The organism is Allobosea sp. BE125, assembly GCF_031456075.1.
Taxonomy (GTDB): Bacteria; Pseudomonadota; Alphaproteobacteria; order Rhizobiales; family Beijerinckiaceae; genus Allobosea.
Map to the genome: position 1 here is coordinate 78,631 of NZ_JAVDTY010000004.1, position 13,359 is coordinate 91,989.

General features: G+C 67.8%; 15 protein-coding genes. 3 read left to right on the forward strand and 12 right to left on the reverse strand.

Features of this window, described 5'->3' with window-relative positions; translation table 11 throughout:
* Positions 1-146: 146 nt before the first annotated feature.
* Positions 147-890: a sulfite exporter TauE/SafE family protein gene (locus tag J2Y55_RS11125; RefSeq protein WP_310152263.1), complete on the reverse strand. Its 744-nt coding sequence runs from the start codon at positions 888-890 to the stop codon at positions 147-149.
* Between the two features lie 107 nt (positions 891-997).
* On the opposite strand from J2Y55_RS11125, the gene J2Y55_RS11130 reads away from it, so the two are divergent.
* Positions 998-1,741 (forward strand): ArsR/SmtB family transcription factor, encoded by a 744-nt coding sequence (locus J2Y55_RS11130; protein WP_310152267.1) that lies wholly within the window; start codon positions 998-1,000, stop codon positions 1,739-1,741.
* Here the strand turns inward: J2Y55_RS11130 and J2Y55_RS11135 are convergent.
* The 5 genes from J2Y55_RS11135 to purD all read right to left on the reverse strand — a co-directional run bounded on the left by J2Y55_RS11135 (position 1,701) and on the right by purD (position 5,964).
* A complete protein-coding gene (locus tag J2Y55_RS11135; RefSeq protein ID WP_310152270.1) occupies positions 1,701-2,573 on the reverse strand; it encodes a patatin-like phospholipase family protein in 873 nt (290 codons plus the stop codon). The two genes, J2Y55_RS11130 and J2Y55_RS11135, sit on opposite strands and share 41 nt — an antisense overlap.
* Positions 2,574-2,585: 12 nt before the next feature.
* A complete protein-coding gene (locus J2Y55_RS11140; RefSeq protein ID WP_310152272.1) occupies positions 2,586-3,311 on the reverse strand; it encodes a haloacid dehalogenase type II in 726 nt (241 codons plus the stop codon).
* A gap of 205 nt (positions 3,312-3,516) precedes the next feature.
* Positions 3,517-4,431, reverse strand: coding sequence for an alpha/beta fold hydrolase (locus tag J2Y55_RS11145; RefSeq protein ID WP_310152275.1), 915 nt, complete (start codon positions 4,429-4,431; stop codon positions 3,517-3,519).
* The gene (locus J2Y55_RS11150) at positions 4,428-4,628 is read right to left on the reverse strand and encodes a type II toxin-antitoxin system VapB family antitoxin (protein ID WP_310152278.1); all 201 of its coding nucleotides are present in this window, start codon (positions 4,626-4,628) and stop codon (positions 4,428-4,430) included. The genes J2Y55_RS11145 and J2Y55_RS11150 overlap by 4 nt, the downstream gene beginning before the upstream one ends.
* A gap of 58 nt (positions 4,629-4,686) precedes the next feature.
* Entirely contained in the window at positions 4,687-5,964 is a 1,278-nt protein-coding gene (purD, locus tag J2Y55_RS11155; RefSeq protein ID WP_310152280.1) for a phosphoribosylamine--glycine ligase, read from the reverse strand.
* 92 nt (positions 5,965-6,056) lie between these two features.
* Here purD and xseA point away from each other — a divergent pair, with 92 nt between their 5' ends.
* Entirely contained in the window at positions 6,057-7,586 is a 1,530-nt protein-coding gene (gene xseA / locus J2Y55_RS11160) for an exodeoxyribonuclease VII large subunit (protein ID WP_310152283.1), read from the forward strand.
* 48 nt (positions 7,587-7,634) lie between these two features.
* Here xseA and J2Y55_RS11165 read toward each other — a convergent pair whose 3' ends face one another.
* Positions 7,635-8,528, reverse strand: coding sequence for a dienelactone hydrolase family protein (locus J2Y55_RS11165; RefSeq protein WP_310152286.1), 894 nt, complete (start codon positions 8,526-8,528; stop codon positions 7,635-7,637).
* Between the two features lie 168 nt (positions 8,529-8,696).
* On the opposite strand from J2Y55_RS11165, the gene J2Y55_RS11170 reads away from it, so the two are divergent.
* A complete protein-coding gene (locus J2Y55_RS11170) occupies positions 8,697-8,894 on the forward strand; it encodes a DUF2093 domain-containing protein (RefSeq protein ID WP_310152290.1) in 198 nt (65 codons plus the stop codon).
* On the opposite strand, the gene lpxK is transcribed toward J2Y55_RS11170, so the two are convergent.
* From lpxK to J2Y55_RS11195, 5 genes are all read right to left on the reverse strand, one after another.
* Positions 8,865-9,884 carry a tetraacyldisaccharide 4'-kinase gene (lpxK, locus tag J2Y55_RS11175; protein WP_310152295.1) on the reverse strand — a complete coding sequence of 340 codons (1,020 nt, stop codon included), beginning with the start codon at positions 9,882-9,884 and terminating at the stop codon, positions 8,865-8,867. The two genes, J2Y55_RS11170 and lpxK, sit on opposite strands and share 30 nt — an antisense overlap.
* On the reverse strand, positions 9,884-11,185 hold the full coding sequence (locus tag J2Y55_RS11180) for a 3-deoxy-D-manno-octulosonic acid transferase (RefSeq protein WP_310152298.1): 1,302 nt from the start codon (positions 11,183-11,185) through the stop codon (positions 9,884-9,886). The genes lpxK and J2Y55_RS11180 overlap by 1 nt, the downstream gene beginning before the upstream one ends.
* Positions 11,182-11,931 (reverse strand): lysophospholipid acyltransferase family protein, encoded by a 750-nt coding sequence (locus J2Y55_RS11185; RefSeq protein ID WP_310152301.1) that lies wholly within the window; start codon positions 11,929-11,931, stop codon positions 11,182-11,184. Before J2Y55_RS11185 ends, J2Y55_RS11180 begins: the two co-directional genes overlap by 4 nt.
* A 164-nt stretch (positions 11,932-12,095) precedes the next feature.
* Positions 12,096-12,332, reverse strand: a complete 237-nt coding sequence (locus J2Y55_RS11190; RefSeq protein WP_148663372.1) for a DUF4170 domain-containing protein — start codon at positions 12,330-12,332, stop codon at positions 12,096-12,098.
* 117 nt (positions 12,333-12,449) lie between these two features.
* Positions 12,450-13,262 carry a 3'(2'),5'-bisphosphate nucleotidase CysQ gene (locus tag J2Y55_RS11195; RefSeq protein ID WP_310152307.1) on the reverse strand — a complete coding sequence of 271 codons (813 nt, stop codon included), beginning with the start codon at positions 13,260-13,262 and terminating at the stop codon, positions 12,450-12,452.
* Between the last annotated feature and the right edge of the window lie 97 nt (positions 13,263-13,359).

The following is a 13,359-nucleotide window of genomic DNA, read 5'->3' on the forward strand; positions in this document are numbered from 1 at the left end:
AGGAGGGTGAGCGACGAAGCAATCCAGGAGGTCTCGCTCGACAGCCGCTGGATTGCTTCGCTTACGCCCGCAATGACGGCTGGATCTGAATGAAAGCGCCCTGGGCCGGACCCTGAATTCGAGAGTTCTGGGAGCGCAGGCCGCGCTCAGCCAAGCGCTCTGATCACCAGATAGCTGCCCAGTGCCAAGAGCCCCGCGAAGAAACAGATCTTGAAGGTCGCGGCGGAAATCCGGGCGCGGATCGCCGTGCCGGCGGCTTGCCCGGCGAGCGCCGGCACCAGCGCCAGCAACGAGTGCCAGGCGACGCCCATATTCAATGCGCCGGCTCCGACCAGCCCGATCGACAGGGCCAACGTCGAGACGATGAAGGAGATGCCGAGCGCCTGGATCAGCTCATCCTTGTCGAGGCCGAGCGCCTGCAGATAGGGCACGGCCGGCAGCACGAAGACGCCGGTGGCGGCGGTCGCGACACCGGTCGCGATGCCGATGACGGGTCCGAGCCAGCGCTCAGTGTGGGTGGGCACGCGCAGCTTGGCGGCCTTCAGCCCGACCAGCGCATAGAGCACCAATGCGATGCCGAGCCAGAGCGTGGCCGAGCCGTCCTTCTGTTGCTGCAGCAGCCCCGCGCCCGCCCAGGTGCCGATGCAGATGCCCATCAGCATCGGCCAGAGCCGAAGCAGGATGGCTTTCAGCCCGGGGCCGGTCGCGATCTGCCAGCCATTGGTGACGAGGTTGGGCACGACCAGCAGGGCCGCCGCCTGGGCTGGCGCCATCACCACGCCGAGAATGCCGACCGCGATGGTCGGCAGGCCGAGCCCGATGACGCCCTTGACGAAGCCGGCAAGCAGGAAAGTCGCGGCGATGAAGAGGATGAGGTGCAGGTTTTCCATGGCCGGTTTTCTGGCATTGTTGCCGTATCCTGTCGCCGCCCGATACTACGGTCGCGGCCGTAGCATTCCGGCTTGGTCCCGCCCGTGCCGAGGAGCAAGATGCCGGCATGAGCACGCACGGTCCTTATCTCGCCGAGATCGCCCATCTGATGGGAGACCCCGCCCGCGCCAACATGCTGCACGCGCTGATGGATGGGCGGGCGCTGACCGCCAAGGAACTAGCCTATCTCGCCGGCGTCGCACCGCAGACCGCGAGCGGCCATCTCGCCAAATTGATGCAGGGCGGATTGCTTGGTGTCGCTGCGCAAGGGCGCCATCGCTATTACCGGCTGGCGAGCGCCGAGGTCGCGACAGCGCTGGAAGGCTTGATGGTGCTGGCCGGCACGCAGCCCACCAATCGCCGCTTGCCTTCGCGCGTCGGCGAGGAGCTGAGCCGGGGCCGCACCTGCTACGATCATTTCGCCGGCCGGCTGGGCATCGGCATCCATGACGCGCTCGTCATGGGCGGACATCTGAACGTCGCCGATGGCGGCTATGGCCTGCGCGTCTCCGGCGAGGCGGTTTTTGCCGCGCTCGGCGTCGATCCCGCGCTACTGAGGGGGCGCCGCGCCGCCCTGCGTCCCTGCCTCGACTGGAGCGAGCGCAAGCCGCATCTCGCCGGCAGCCTTGCCGCCGCTCTGGCTTGTCGTTGCTTCGAGACGGGCTGGGTGCGCCGCAAGAAGGACAGCCGCGCCGTGGTCCTGACCGAAGAGGGCAGGGCAGCCCTGGGCGCCGCGTTGCCGGGCTTCCGCTGCGATGAACCGGAGGCTGTCAGCCCCGCCGTTCGAGCGCCTGAGACAGCTTTCGCTTGACCTCGTCCTTGACCGGCTCGGAGGCTTCCAGGATCGTCTGCGCCTTGAAGAAGTCGAGCCCGCCAATGCCGTCGACGCCGGCGCGGATCAGTATATCGGGCGGCTGACGCTCGACCATGCGCTGCACGATCGTCCGCGTCAGGATCTGGCTGACGCCGAGCATCGCTTCCAGCGGCTCCGGGATGCGTATCTCGCTGACCGTTGCGGGCGCGCTGGTGTCGACTGCCATGACGATGCGGCCCGGCGCCAGCAGGCGGTCATAGGGCAGAGGATTGATCGCGCCGCCATCGATCAGGACATGGCCGTCGATGACGACCGGTCGGATCAAGCCCGGGATAGCAAGCGACGCCGCGACCGCCGGCGTCAGCGGCCCGTCGCGCAGCAGGACCTCGGCATGGAGGTGGTAGTCGGTGGCGAGCGCCGCGAAGGGGATCTGCAGTTGATCGAAACGGTCGGGCACGGCTTCCGGCCAGAACAGGTCGAGCATGCGCTCGCCGTCGATCAGCACGGGGTTGCCCAGCCCGCGCATCAGATCGGTGAACTTGCCGATGCGGGCGTCGAGCAGCCTTGCGATCACCCGGGCGCGGTCGCGGAAGGTCAGCGCGACATGCTCGCGCAGCTCCTTGCCTGAGATACCTGCCGCGAAGGCTGCCCCCACGATCGCGCCCATCGAACAGCCGGCGATCAGAGCAGGTTTGACACCGAGCTCGTCGAGCGCCTCCAGCACGGGAATATGGCTCAAGCCCCGCGCCCCGCCGGCTCCGAGCACCAAGAAGAGCTCGGGCTCGCCGGAGGCAGGCCGGGATGGAGCGAGTGAGGGCGAGCGCGACATGCCGACGACGCCTCAGGCGCTACCCGCCTCGGCCTTCACTGCCGCCGCGAAGTCGCCAAGGCTGGTGAAGCGGACATCGTAACGCGGCATCGCGCCCGGGTTCATCGTGGCGCCAAAACCCTCATCGGCATGGCGCCGATAGATCCAGCAGGAGGCGAGGCCGATCGCATTCGCCGGCTTGTGATCGTGGAACATGCTCTCGGCCGTGTGGAGGATGTCAGCCTTGGCGATGCCGCGATCGGCGAGCGCGGTCAGCATGTAGTCGAAATTGGCAGCGGCCGGCTTGTAGCTGCCGATATCCTCGGCTGTGTAGATCGCATCGAACGCCACGCCGAGCCTGGCATTGCTGAAGGCGAAGGACTCGTTGTCGACATTGGACAGGATGACGAGCTGATAGTGCTGCTTGAGTTCGCGCAAGGCCTCGACCGTGTCGGAGAAAGCCGGCCAGTCGCGGACCGAGCGGCCGTAAGCCAGGCATTCCTCCCAGCTCACGGTCACGTTCCATTCCTCCGCCAGCCGCTTGTAGACCACGGCGAGAAGCTCCCGGTAGAGCTTGCCCGGCGTCTGCAATTGCTGGCGCGATTCGTGCCGGGCATGGGCCTCGAGCACGTCATTGCGGCTCAGCGGCCGCGCGGCCTTGCTCACGAGCGGCTGCAGCGCCGCGACCATCCCGCTCTCCCAGTCGATCAGCGTGCCATAGCAATCGAAGGTCAGGGCTTTGAAATCGGTCAGTTTCATCGAAAGCTCCTGATCGGAATGCGGCGGAGGTTAGAGCATCGGCCCGAAAAGTGGGAACCGGTTTTCGGGACAAGCCGATGCAAGATCGCCAGGGCATCGGCCCGAAAAGTGGGAACCGGTTTTCGGGACAAGCCGATGCTGTAGGGCAGTGATGCCGGGCCGGGAACCCTGAACCGGCGACGCCCCGCCATTCCTCGCAGGCCAGTCAGGCGGCGGGCTTGGACAAAAATGGGCGCAGCGCCGCGAGCGTGGCCGAAGGGTTTTCCTCGGGCAGGAAATGGCCGCTATCGACCGCCAGCCCTTCCGCCTGCGGGGCGAAGGTCGTGCGCCAGATCTCAAGCGGACTTGCCCCCTTGGCCGGGATACCGGCCTCGCCCCAGAGCGCCAGCACGGGGCAGAGGATCTTTTTGCCGGCTGCGAAATCGGCCTGGTCCTGGGCGAGATCGGTCGTCGCGCCGGCGCGGTAATCCTCGCAGGCGGCATGGATGCGCGCGGGATCGTTGAAGGATTCGCCATAGGAGGCGAGAGCGAGCCTGTCGAACAGCTTGAGGTTCTTGGCGCGGGTCCAGCTTGCGATCGTGTGGTCGAGCCAGCCGAGCGGGTCGGCCTTGATCAGGTTCTCCGGAACCGGCTCGGGCTGGGCCAGGAAGGTCCAGTGATAGACCTGCATGGCGCGCGCCGCATTCATGCCTTCCCACATCGAGAGCGTCGGCAGGATGTCGAGCAGGGCCAGGCGCTCGACCCGACCGGGATGGTCGAGCGCCAGCCGATAGGCGACGCGCGCACCGCGATCATGCCCGACGACGGCGAAGCGGACATGCCCGAGCGCCTGCATCACCGCGACGATGTCCTCGCCCATGCCGCGCTTGCTGTAGGTCTCCTTGCCGCCATCGCCATGTGGCGCCGCCGACCAGCCATAGCCACGCAGGTCCAGGCAGATGACGGAATGCGTCTTGGCGAGTTCCGGCGCGAGCTTGTGCCATTCGGCATGGGTCTGCGGAAAGCCGTGGATCAGCACCACCGGCGGGCCTTCACCGCCGACGCGGGCGAAGATCCTGCCGACGGGGCCGCCGATCCAATGCGCCTTGAAGCCGGGAAAGAGGGAGTCGAGATTGCTCATGGGGAACCTGTCTCGCGGACTGAAACTTTCTGATCCGCATTCGTGGCGGCATCAGCCACCCGTTGGGCGGAGGCGATGAGGCGCTGGAGTCTTTGCTCCGCTGCGATCCGTACGGCCGTGTCGATAGGCTCGCCTGTTCGCTCAACGAGCTCTCGAATAAGTGCTTCCGTCTCTGCGTCGTCGATCTCGAAAGCCATGGAGGAACTCCCAAGTGCAGGTTTCTGCCGGAAGCCTACTATGGCTGCCGCTGCCGCGTCAGCCTTGCTCGCGCTTCACCGCCTGCCAGCCGATGTCGCGGCGGCAGAAGCCGCCGGGCCAGTCGATGAGAGCGACCGCCGCATAGGCACGTTCTTGCGCCTCGCTGACGGTCTTGCCGAGGCCGACGACGTTCAGCACCCGCCCGCCATCGGCGACGAGGTCGGTGGCTGTCTGCTTCGTTCCGGCGTGGAAGACGAGCACATCGTCCAGCGCCGCGGCTTTCTCGACGCCCTTGATCACGCTGCCCTTCTCGGGTCTGGCCGGATAGCCCTTCGCCGCCAGCACGACGGTCAGCGCAGCCTCGTCCGACCAGCGCAGATCGAACGCATCGAGCACGCCGTCGCAGGAGGCGAGCAGGGCTGGCACGATGTCGCTCTTGAGGCGCGGCATCAGCACCTCGCATTCGGGGTCGCCGAAGCGGACATTATATTCGATCAGCTTCGGCCCCTGCGCCGTGATCATCAGGCCGGCATAGAGAATGCCCTTGAACGGGATGCCGCGCGCGATCATGCCGGCGAGCGTCGGCCGGATGATCTCGGCCATCACCTGCTCTTCCAGCGCCGGCGTCATCACCGGGGCGGGCGAATAGGCACCCATGCCGCCGGTATTGGGGCCGGTGTCGCCGTCGCCGACGCGCTTGTGGTCCTGGGCGGAAGCCATCGCGATGGCATGCGCACCATCGCAGAGCGCGAAGAAGCTCGCCTCCTCGCCGATCATCCACTCCTCGATCACGACCTCGGCGCCGGCCGCGCCCAAGCCGCCCGAGAACATCATCTCGATGGCCTCGTTCGCCTCGGCCAGCGTTTCCGCCATGACCACGCCCTTGCCGGCGGCGAGCCCGTCGGCCTTGATCACGATCGGCGCGCCCTGGCGCGCGACATAGGCCTTGGCCTGGTTCGCATCGGTGAAGCGGCCGAAGCCGGCGGTCGGGATGCTGAATTCGGCGCAGAGCTCCTTGGTGAAGGCCTTCGAGCCTTCGAGCTGGGCTGCGGCCTTGGACGGGCCGAAGGTCTTGATGCCGGCGGCGATGAGATCGTCGGCGATGCCGTCGACCAGCGGGCCTTCCGGGCCGATAACGGCGAGACCGATGCCATGCAGCTTGCAGAAGCTCGCGACGGCGGAATGGTCGGCGATGTCGAGCACGACATTCTCGCCGCATTGCGCGGTGCCGGGGTTGCCTGGGGCGATATAGAGCCGGTCGCAGAGCGGTGAACCCGATATCGCCCAGGCCAGCGCATGCTCGCGTCCGCCCGAACCGATCAAAAGGATGTTCATCGTGTCGTCTCCACTGCCTGCCCGCGCAATAGCTGCCGGGAAGGCAGGGGGCAATGCTTCTGCTCCGGCGTTGAGGCCGCTAAGGTCGCGCCATGGATATCGAATCGCCTGACGTAAAACCCTCCAACACGCCGGAATGGTCGGTCTCCGACCTGTCGGGTGCGCTCAAACGCACATTGGAGGACGCCTTCGGCTTTGTGCGCGTGCGTGGCGAGATCTCGGGCTATCGCGGCCCGGTCGGCTCCGGCCATGTCTATTTCTCGCTGAAGGACCAGAACGCCAAGATCGACGCTGTGATCTGGAAGGGCGTCTTCGGCCGGCTGAAGACGCGGCCCCAGGAGGGGCTGGAAGTCATCGCCACCGGCAAGATCACCACCTTCGCCGGCAAGTCGAGCTACCAGATCATCATCGATTCGCTGGAGCCTGCCGGCGTCGGCGCGCTGATGGCGCTGCTGGAGGAGCGCCGCAAGAAGCTCGCGGCGGAAGGCCTGTTCGATGAGGCGCGCAAGCAGCTCATCCCCTATCTGCCTGGTGTCATCGGCGTCGTCACCTCGCCGACAGGTGCCGTCATCCGCGATATCCTGCACCGTCTGGAAGACAGGTTTCCGCGCAATGTGCTGGTCTGGCCGGTGCGCGTGCAGGGTGAGACCAGCGCCAACGAGGTGGCCGCGGCCATCGCCGGTTTCAATGCGCTGCCTCGGGGTGGGCGCATTCCGCGTCCCGACGTCATCATCGTCGCGCGCGGCGGCGGCTCGCTCGAAGACCTGATGGGCTTCAACGAGGAGGCGGTGGTGCGTGCGGCAGCCGCCTCGCAGATCCCGCTCGTCTCGGCCGTCGGCCACGAGACCGACTGGACCTTGATCGACCATGCGGCCGATCTGCGCGCGCCGACGCCCACAGGCGCTGCCGAGAAGGTCGTGCCGGTCCGCGCCGAACTGATGAGCCTGGTCGCCGACCTGTCGCGCCGGCAGGCCGGCGCGATGCGCCGCCTGTCCGACCGTCGCCGCAGCGAACTGCGCGCGCTCGCCCGCGCCTTGCCCGCGCCGGAGGCGGTGTTGTCGGGGCCTCGTCAGCGGCTCGATCTCGCCGCGACGCGGCTCGCGCCGGCGCTGGCGCGCAATGCCCGAGCCCATGAAACGCGCTTGGCTGGCCTTGCGCAGCGGCTTGGCCGGCATTCGCCGTCTGCGCGCCTGGCCGGCTATGCGGCCAGGCTCGATGGCTTGTCGAGCCGCTTGCGCGCCGGCCGCGATGCCTTGCTGCGCGCGGAGAGATTGCGGGTTTCGCGGGCGGCGGAGCGGGTCGAAGATCTCGCCCAGCGCTCTCGCCGCGCCTTTGCCCAGGGCCTCACGCGCCGCCGCGACGGGCTCGGTTCGCTCTGGGCGCTGATGCGTTCGCTGGGCCCGGACTCCGTCCTGGCGCGCGGCTATGCGCTGGTGCGCGACGAGGCCGGAGCGCTGGTGCGTGGTGTCGCGCAGGCGCATGCCGGCCAGGGCTTGAGCGTTCAGGTCAGCGATGGCCGCTTCGCCGTCACGGTCTCGGGAGGAGGGGACGCACCGCCGCCCCGGCCCGCGCGCCCGCCGCGCAAGGAGGCGCCGAAGGCAGGGCAGGGCGATCTGTTTTAGCTCGCGACCTGCTTTACTCGGTTGCGTATGGAGCAGGGCTTCAGGGGCTCAGAGCCCCTTCAGGAAAGCCTTCACGCGCTTGAGCGCATCCTCGCGCGCGGCAGGGTTGGTGCCGACCATGGCCTTGCCCGTCCCCGTCGCCGAATAGGCGATGTCGGAGCGCTCCTTCACCTCCAGGCGCGGATGGTCGAAATCGTGCACGGCGCCCGCATAGACCACGAGGTCGACCTTTTCGCCGCGAGCCTGCGCGGCTTTCGCCAGAAAGTCGCAAGGGGCGGGCGGTGTCCAGTCGTCGGCCTCGCCGACAAGGATCAGCACCGGCAGCCTTGCGGCGAAGCTGGCCGATTCCGACTGCAGGCGGCAGCTCGGATAGAAGGCGATGGCGCGGGCGAAGTCCGGCTTGCCGTCGGCCGGCCGCCGGTCCTTGCGGATCGCCGCCAAGACGGCCGATCCGCCACCCGACCAGCCCATCAGCGCGATCATGTCTGCCCGGACATCCTCGCGCGTCTGCAGCCAGCGGCGTGCGGCGGCCGCGTCCGCGACGCGTTCCCGGCTCGGGCGCACGGTCACGTCCTTGACGCCGCATTGCGAGCCGAGCCGGCGTGAGCCGTAGCTGTCGGGTATCAGGACCATCAGCCCGGCTTGCGCGAGCTGCTCGCCCCAGTCGGAATGCCGCAGCGACAATGTGCCGTTGTCGCGCCATAAACCGTTGCAACCATGCAGCGCCACGACGGCCGGAAATGGTCCCGGCCCCTCCGGCCTGTAGAGCACGGCGTCGATCTGCCCGTCGTCATTGGGAATGCGCACATGCTCGTAACCGCCTGCTGAAGCAGCCGAAGACAGAAGCAGCGCAGCTCCGGTCAGGGCTGCGAGAGCATTGCGCGAAAAAGTGGGTACCGGCTTGTCGCGTGAGCCATGCGCTGGACCGTTAGAATCGATCACGTCCGACGCCTTCGGACGGAAGCGTCGGCAGGCGACGTGATCGAGGAAACGCATCAAACTGGACATCATCGACGGGCACGCTATCACAGAGTCAGGATTATTTCGATAATCCGTTTTCCGATCAACGGTTTCGATGCATTCGAGATGAATATCAGCGAACGTCCCCCGATGCCTGGACCAGAGGCCGCCATCGACTACGGCCATGGCGAGTTCCGCGTCGTGCGGCCCGGCGCCTTCGTGCGCTGCGCGGTCACGGGCGCGCCGATCCGTCTCGACGATCTGCGTTACTGGTCGGTCGAGTGGCAGGAAGCCTATGTCTCGCCCGAGGCCGTGCAATTAAGGCTGCGCCGCGCCGGTCGCGGCTGAGGCCAGCACGCTCCTCACCAGGCCCGCAAGGCGCGCCGGATCCTCGAAGACGAGCGCGACCGGCACGACGACGAGCCGCCCCCGCTCGGCTTCGGGCCAGAGCGGGCCGAGCTTGGTCATGTCCTTCTCGGTCGTCGCGATCAGGCAGCCCAGCCTCCGCGCCTCCGCGATCAGGCTGGAGACATCGTCCGCGCTATAGGGATGGTGATCGCCGAAGGTGCGTTGCGACAGGATTTTGGCCTTGGCCGCGAGCAGCGTCGCGGCGAATTTCTCCGGCCGGCCGATGCCCGAGACGGCGATGACCGGATGTCCCTCCAACCGCGAGGCCATCTCCCGCGACGGCTCGAGCCGGGCCCGCAACAGCTCCAGGCCTGCCATTTGCGCCGCGAGCGCCACGGCGTCTCCGGCCGCTCCGTCGCCGATCATGAGGATGGCGTCGGTCGCCGCGAACTGGCCGGCGAGCGGCGCCCGCAGCGGCCCGGCGGGAACGCACAGGCCGTTGCCGACTCCGCTCGCGCCATCGACCACCGCGATCCTCAGATCCTTGGCGAGCGAGGGGTTCTGCAGCCCGTCATCCATGACGATGACGCTGGCGCCGAGCCGCTTGGCGAGGCCTGCGCCGGCGGCTCGCTCGCGCGCCACGATCGTGCGTGCTTGGGCGGCCAGAAGCAGCGCCTCGTCGCCGACATCGCGGGGGCCGTGGCGCGGCTCGACCTCGAGCGGCCCCGCAAGCGCGCCGCCATAGCCGCGCGTCAGCATGAAGGGCGTCTCGCCCAGGCTCCGCAGCAGCGCCGCCAATGCGATCGCGGTCGGGGTCTTGCCGGCGCCTCCAGCGACGAAATTGCCAACGCAGATTACGGGAATGCCGGCCTTCGCGCCGCGCCTGCGCATGCGCAGGCGCGTGATCGCGCCATAGAGCCAGCCGAAAGGTTGGAGCAGGCGCGCTCGCGTTCCGGGGCGTGGCCGCCACCAGAATTCCGGCGAGCGCATCAGGAGGCCGTCTCGCGCTGGCCGATCGCGACGCGCATCAGCAAGGGCTCGATCGTCTGCATCGTGCGGTTGAGCGCTCCACCGAGCTGGTGACTGGTCTGGGCCGCCGCGCGCGCCGCCTGCCGGGCCGCGGCCGGTTCGCTCAGCCAGCGATGCACCGCGCCGGCCAGCGCCTGCGTGTCGGCGACTTCGCGAGCGCCGCCGCCGCGGTCGAAGGCCGCGAAGACGTCGGCGGCGTTATGGACATGGGGGCCGTGCAGCAGGGCGCAGCCGAGCTTGGCCGGCTCGATCGGATTATGGCCGCCGACAGGCGTGAGCGACCCGCCGATGAAGGCCACTTGCGAGAGTCGGTAGAACAGGCCGAGCTCGTTGACCGTATCGGCGATGTAGAGTTCGACATCACGCTCCGGCATGCCGCCTTGTGAGCGCAGAGCTGTGGCGATGCCATTGGCCTGCGCCAGCGCATCGACCTCGGCGCCTCGCTGGGGGTGGCGCGGCGCGATGATGGTGAGCAGCTTCGGCAGATGCGCCTTGAGGCCGAGATGCGCCGCGATCACCTGCTCGTCCTCGCCGGGATGGGTGCTGGCCGCGATCCAGACGGGCCGCCCGGTGGTCAGCCCGTCGAGGATCGCCAGCGTGTCGGCATCGGCGGGCGGGGCGGGTACGTCGAATTTCAGATTGCCAGCGATGCTGACCCGGGGTGCGCCGAGCTGCGCCAGGCGTTCGCCGTCCCCCTGGGACTGGGCGAGGCAGGATTCGAAGCAGGAGAGCAGATAGCGCGAGGTCTGCGGCAGCTTGTACCAGCGCCTGAAGGAGCGCTCCGACATGCGCGCATTGACCAGGACCAGCGGGATCGCGCGCTTGCGCGCCTCGATCATCAGATTGGGCCAGATCTCGGACTCGCAGATCAGGCCGAGTTCCGGCCGCCAATAGTCGAGGAAGCGGCGCATATAGCGCGGCACGTCGAGCGGCAGATATTGATGGATCACGCCGGCGGGCAGCCGCGCGGCGAGCAGTTTCGCCGAGGTCACCGTGCCCGAGGTCACCAGCACCGCAAGCCCGCGCCGCTTCAGCTTCTCGACCAATGGCAGCAGCGTCACCGTCTCGCCGACGCTGGCGCCGTGCAGCCAGACCAGGGTCTTGTCCGGGCGCCGGACGCCGGGATAGCCGCGTCGCTCGGCAAAACGTGTTGGATCTTCCTTGCCGCGCCGCCGTCGCCAGAGCAGCAGCCCGGCTGCCGCCGGTTCGAGTAGCGCGGTCATCACGCGGTAGCTCTGCAGGATGGAACCCTTGCCGATCATGCCGCTTTGCCCGCCGTCGCTCGTGCGGCCGGTTGGGCCTGTCTCAGCCCTTCGCCAGGGTCGCGCGCGCCGATCAGCGCATAGGCGCGGGCATGGACGGCATCGAGCCCGGCTTCCAGGGCGAGGCGCGCGGCCTCGCAGCTCGCCTCATCCGCCTCCCGCTCGACGCGGATCGCCTCGCCGACGACGATCGCGCCGCGCCCGAAGGGCAGGCCGATCGAAGCACGGTCCCAGCTCTTGAAATCGATGCGCCGGCTGGTGACGACGGCGATCGGGTGGATCGGCCGGCCCGAGGCGCGCGCCAGGGCGATGATGCCGGGGCCGGCGATGCGGGCGCGCTTGGGGATGTCGGCGGTCAGCACCATGGTCTCGCCGGCGGCCAGCCGCCGCATCATGGCGAGGAAGGCGCTGGCGCCGCCCTTTTCCCGGATCTTCTTGCCCAGAGCGCCCGAACCCCGGATCGCGCCGATGCCCAGCTGGCGCAAGGCGACAGCATTGAAGCCGCCATCGCCATGGCGCGAGACCAGGGAGCAGGCCGGCATCCAGTCCGGCCGGGAGAACGGGATCATGATGTGCTGGCCGTGCCACATCGCAATGATCAACGGCAGCTCCGGGCGCACCTTCTCATAGATGTCGGCCGGCTCGACGACGAACCGGTTCGTGCGGCGCACGAGCTTGAGATAGCCGGCCAGGAGCCGGCCGAGCGTCTCCTGCGCCGCGCGTGTCTTGAGAAGGGAAAAGCCCATTGCTGATGATTGAACCGATAGGGGAAGATTGAGGCCGCGATCTGACCGTGGGCGCGAGAGCAGGATGCGAAAAAGTGGGAACCGGTTTTTCGCGTCGATCCGGCTCTCGCGTGTCCGCTGCAGCCTGACGGTTCAGGACTTGACGGGTTCAGGAGTTGGCGATTTCAAGACTTGGCGGGCTCGGGATCGAGCAGGCGGTGCAGGTGGACGATGAAATAGCGGGTCTGCGCCTGGTCGACGGTCGCCTGCGCCTTGGCCTTCCAGGCGGTATGGGCACTGGCGTAGTTCGGGAACACGCCGACGATGTCAACCTTGGCGAGATCCTTGAAGGTGATGCCTTCGAGCGAGCTCAACTCGCCACCGAAGACGAGATGGAGAAGCTGTTTCTGTTCCGGTTCCATATCGATCCCTCCAGCCATGTTCGTCCGATTGCGGCACCAGATAAGCCATTCGCGTTGAAGGCGCGAGTGCCGAACGCCCCGCGTTCGGCAATTCCCGGTCCGTAAACTGCTTGAAACTCAGATGCGCTGCGGCTGTCCGTCGCGCAGGCGCTGCAAGGCGCGCAGCAGCGGCTCCGCCAGGCTGCCGCTGCTGGCGACGAGCATGCCGTGAACCGGGGTCTCGCGGTTGTAGATCGCGGGCTGGCCCTCGCCGCTGGTCATGCGGCCGCCGGCCTCGCTCAGGATCAGATCGGCTGCGGCGAGATCCCAATCGCGCGCGTCGGGCGAGATCAGTCCGGCATCGATCGTGCCGTCGGCGATCCGCGCCAGTCTGAGCGCGAGCGACGGAATCTTGTCGGCCGGCTCGAAGGCCTCCAGCCGCGCCAGCGCGTCGAGCATCGGCTTGGGGCCGGCGATGCGCGCCTCCTTCAGGCTCGCGATTTGCGAAGCCACGATCGCCGCGCCGTTCAGGAAGGCGCCGGCGCCGCATATCGCGGTATAGGTTGCGTGGCAGGCCGGCGCATGCACCACGCCCAGGATCGGGACGCCCTCGTCGAGCAGGGCGACGCAGACGGCCCAATCCGGCGAACCGCTCATGAAGGCGCGCGTGCCGTCGATGGGATCGACGACCCAGACGAAGCGGCGCGACAGCCGCAGGGCATCGTCGACAGTTTCCTCGGAGAGCCACGCTGCGTCGGGCAGCAGCACCGAGAGTTGGATCCGCAGAAAGGTGTCGACGCCGATATCGGCTTCGGTGACGGGCGAGCCGCCGCTCTTCGACCAGGTCCGTGCCGCCGTCTTCTCGCCGGGGCGAAATAGCGCGAGCGCAATTTCGCCCGCTTCGATGCAGCTTGCGCGAACCGCCGGCAGGAGATCTGAGGCGATGGGCATCGGGGGCCTGTTCATGATGCTTTCCGTATCGAATGTGGAGCCTGCGGACACAAGCCGAAAATACGCTCGCGCACCGAAAGATTCCGTCAAGCATCAT

Bases quoted from the DNA above. Each gene is read 5' to 3' on its own strand.
- purD (WP_310152280.1), bottom strand. From the start codon at position 5,964: ATGAACATCCTTTTGATCGGTTCGGGCGGACGCGAGCATGCGCTGGCC.
- lpxK (WP_310152295.1), bottom strand. From the start codon at position 9,884: ATGCGCTCGCCGGAATTCTGGTGGCGGCCACGCCCCGGAACGCGAGCG.
- J2Y55_RS11125 (WP_310152263.1), bottom strand. From the start codon at position 890: ATGGAAAACCTGCACCTCATCCTCTTCATCGCCGCGACTTTCCTGCTT.
- J2Y55_RS11150 (WP_310152278.1), bottom strand. From the start codon at position 4,628: ATGGCTTTCGAGATCGACGACGCAGAGACGGAAGCACTTATTCGAGAG.
- J2Y55_RS11135 (WP_310152270.1), bottom strand. From the start codon at position 2,573: ATGTCGCGCTCGCCCTCACTCGCTCCATCCCGGCCTGCCTCCGGCGAG.
- J2Y55_RS11145 (WP_310152275.1), bottom strand. From the start codon at position 4,431: ATGAGCAATCTCGACTCCCTCTTTCCCGGCTTCAAGGCGCATTGGATC.
- J2Y55_RS11185 (WP_310152301.1), bottom strand. From the start codon at position 11,931: ATGGGCTTTTCCCTTCTCAAGACACGCGCGGCGCAGGAGACGCTCGGC.
- J2Y55_RS11190 (WP_148663372.1), bottom strand. From the start codon at position 12,332: ATGGAACCGGAACAGAAACAGCTTCTCCATCTCGTCTTCGGTGGCGAG.
- J2Y55_RS11180 (WP_310152298.1), bottom strand. From the start codon at position 11,185: ATGATCGGCAAGGGTTCCATCCTGCAGAGCTACCGCGTGATGACCGCG.
- xseA (WP_310152283.1), top strand. From the start codon at position 6,057: ATGGATATCGAATCGCCTGACGTAAAACCCTCCAACACGCCGGAATGG.
- J2Y55_RS11170 (WP_310152290.1), top strand. From the start codon at position 8,697: ATGCCTGGACCAGAGGCCGCCATCGACTACGGCCATGGCGAGTTCCGC.
- J2Y55_RS11140 (WP_310152272.1), bottom strand. From the start codon at position 3,311: ATGAAACTGACCGATTTCAAAGCCCTGACCTTCGATTGCTATGGCACG.
- J2Y55_RS11130 (WP_310152267.1), top strand. From the start codon at position 998: ATGAGCACGCACGGTCCTTATCTCGCCGAGATCGCCCATCTGATGGGA.
- J2Y55_RS11195 (WP_310152307.1), bottom strand. From the start codon at position 13,262: ATGCCCATCGCCTCAGATCTCCTGCCGGCGGTTCGCGCAAGCTGCATC.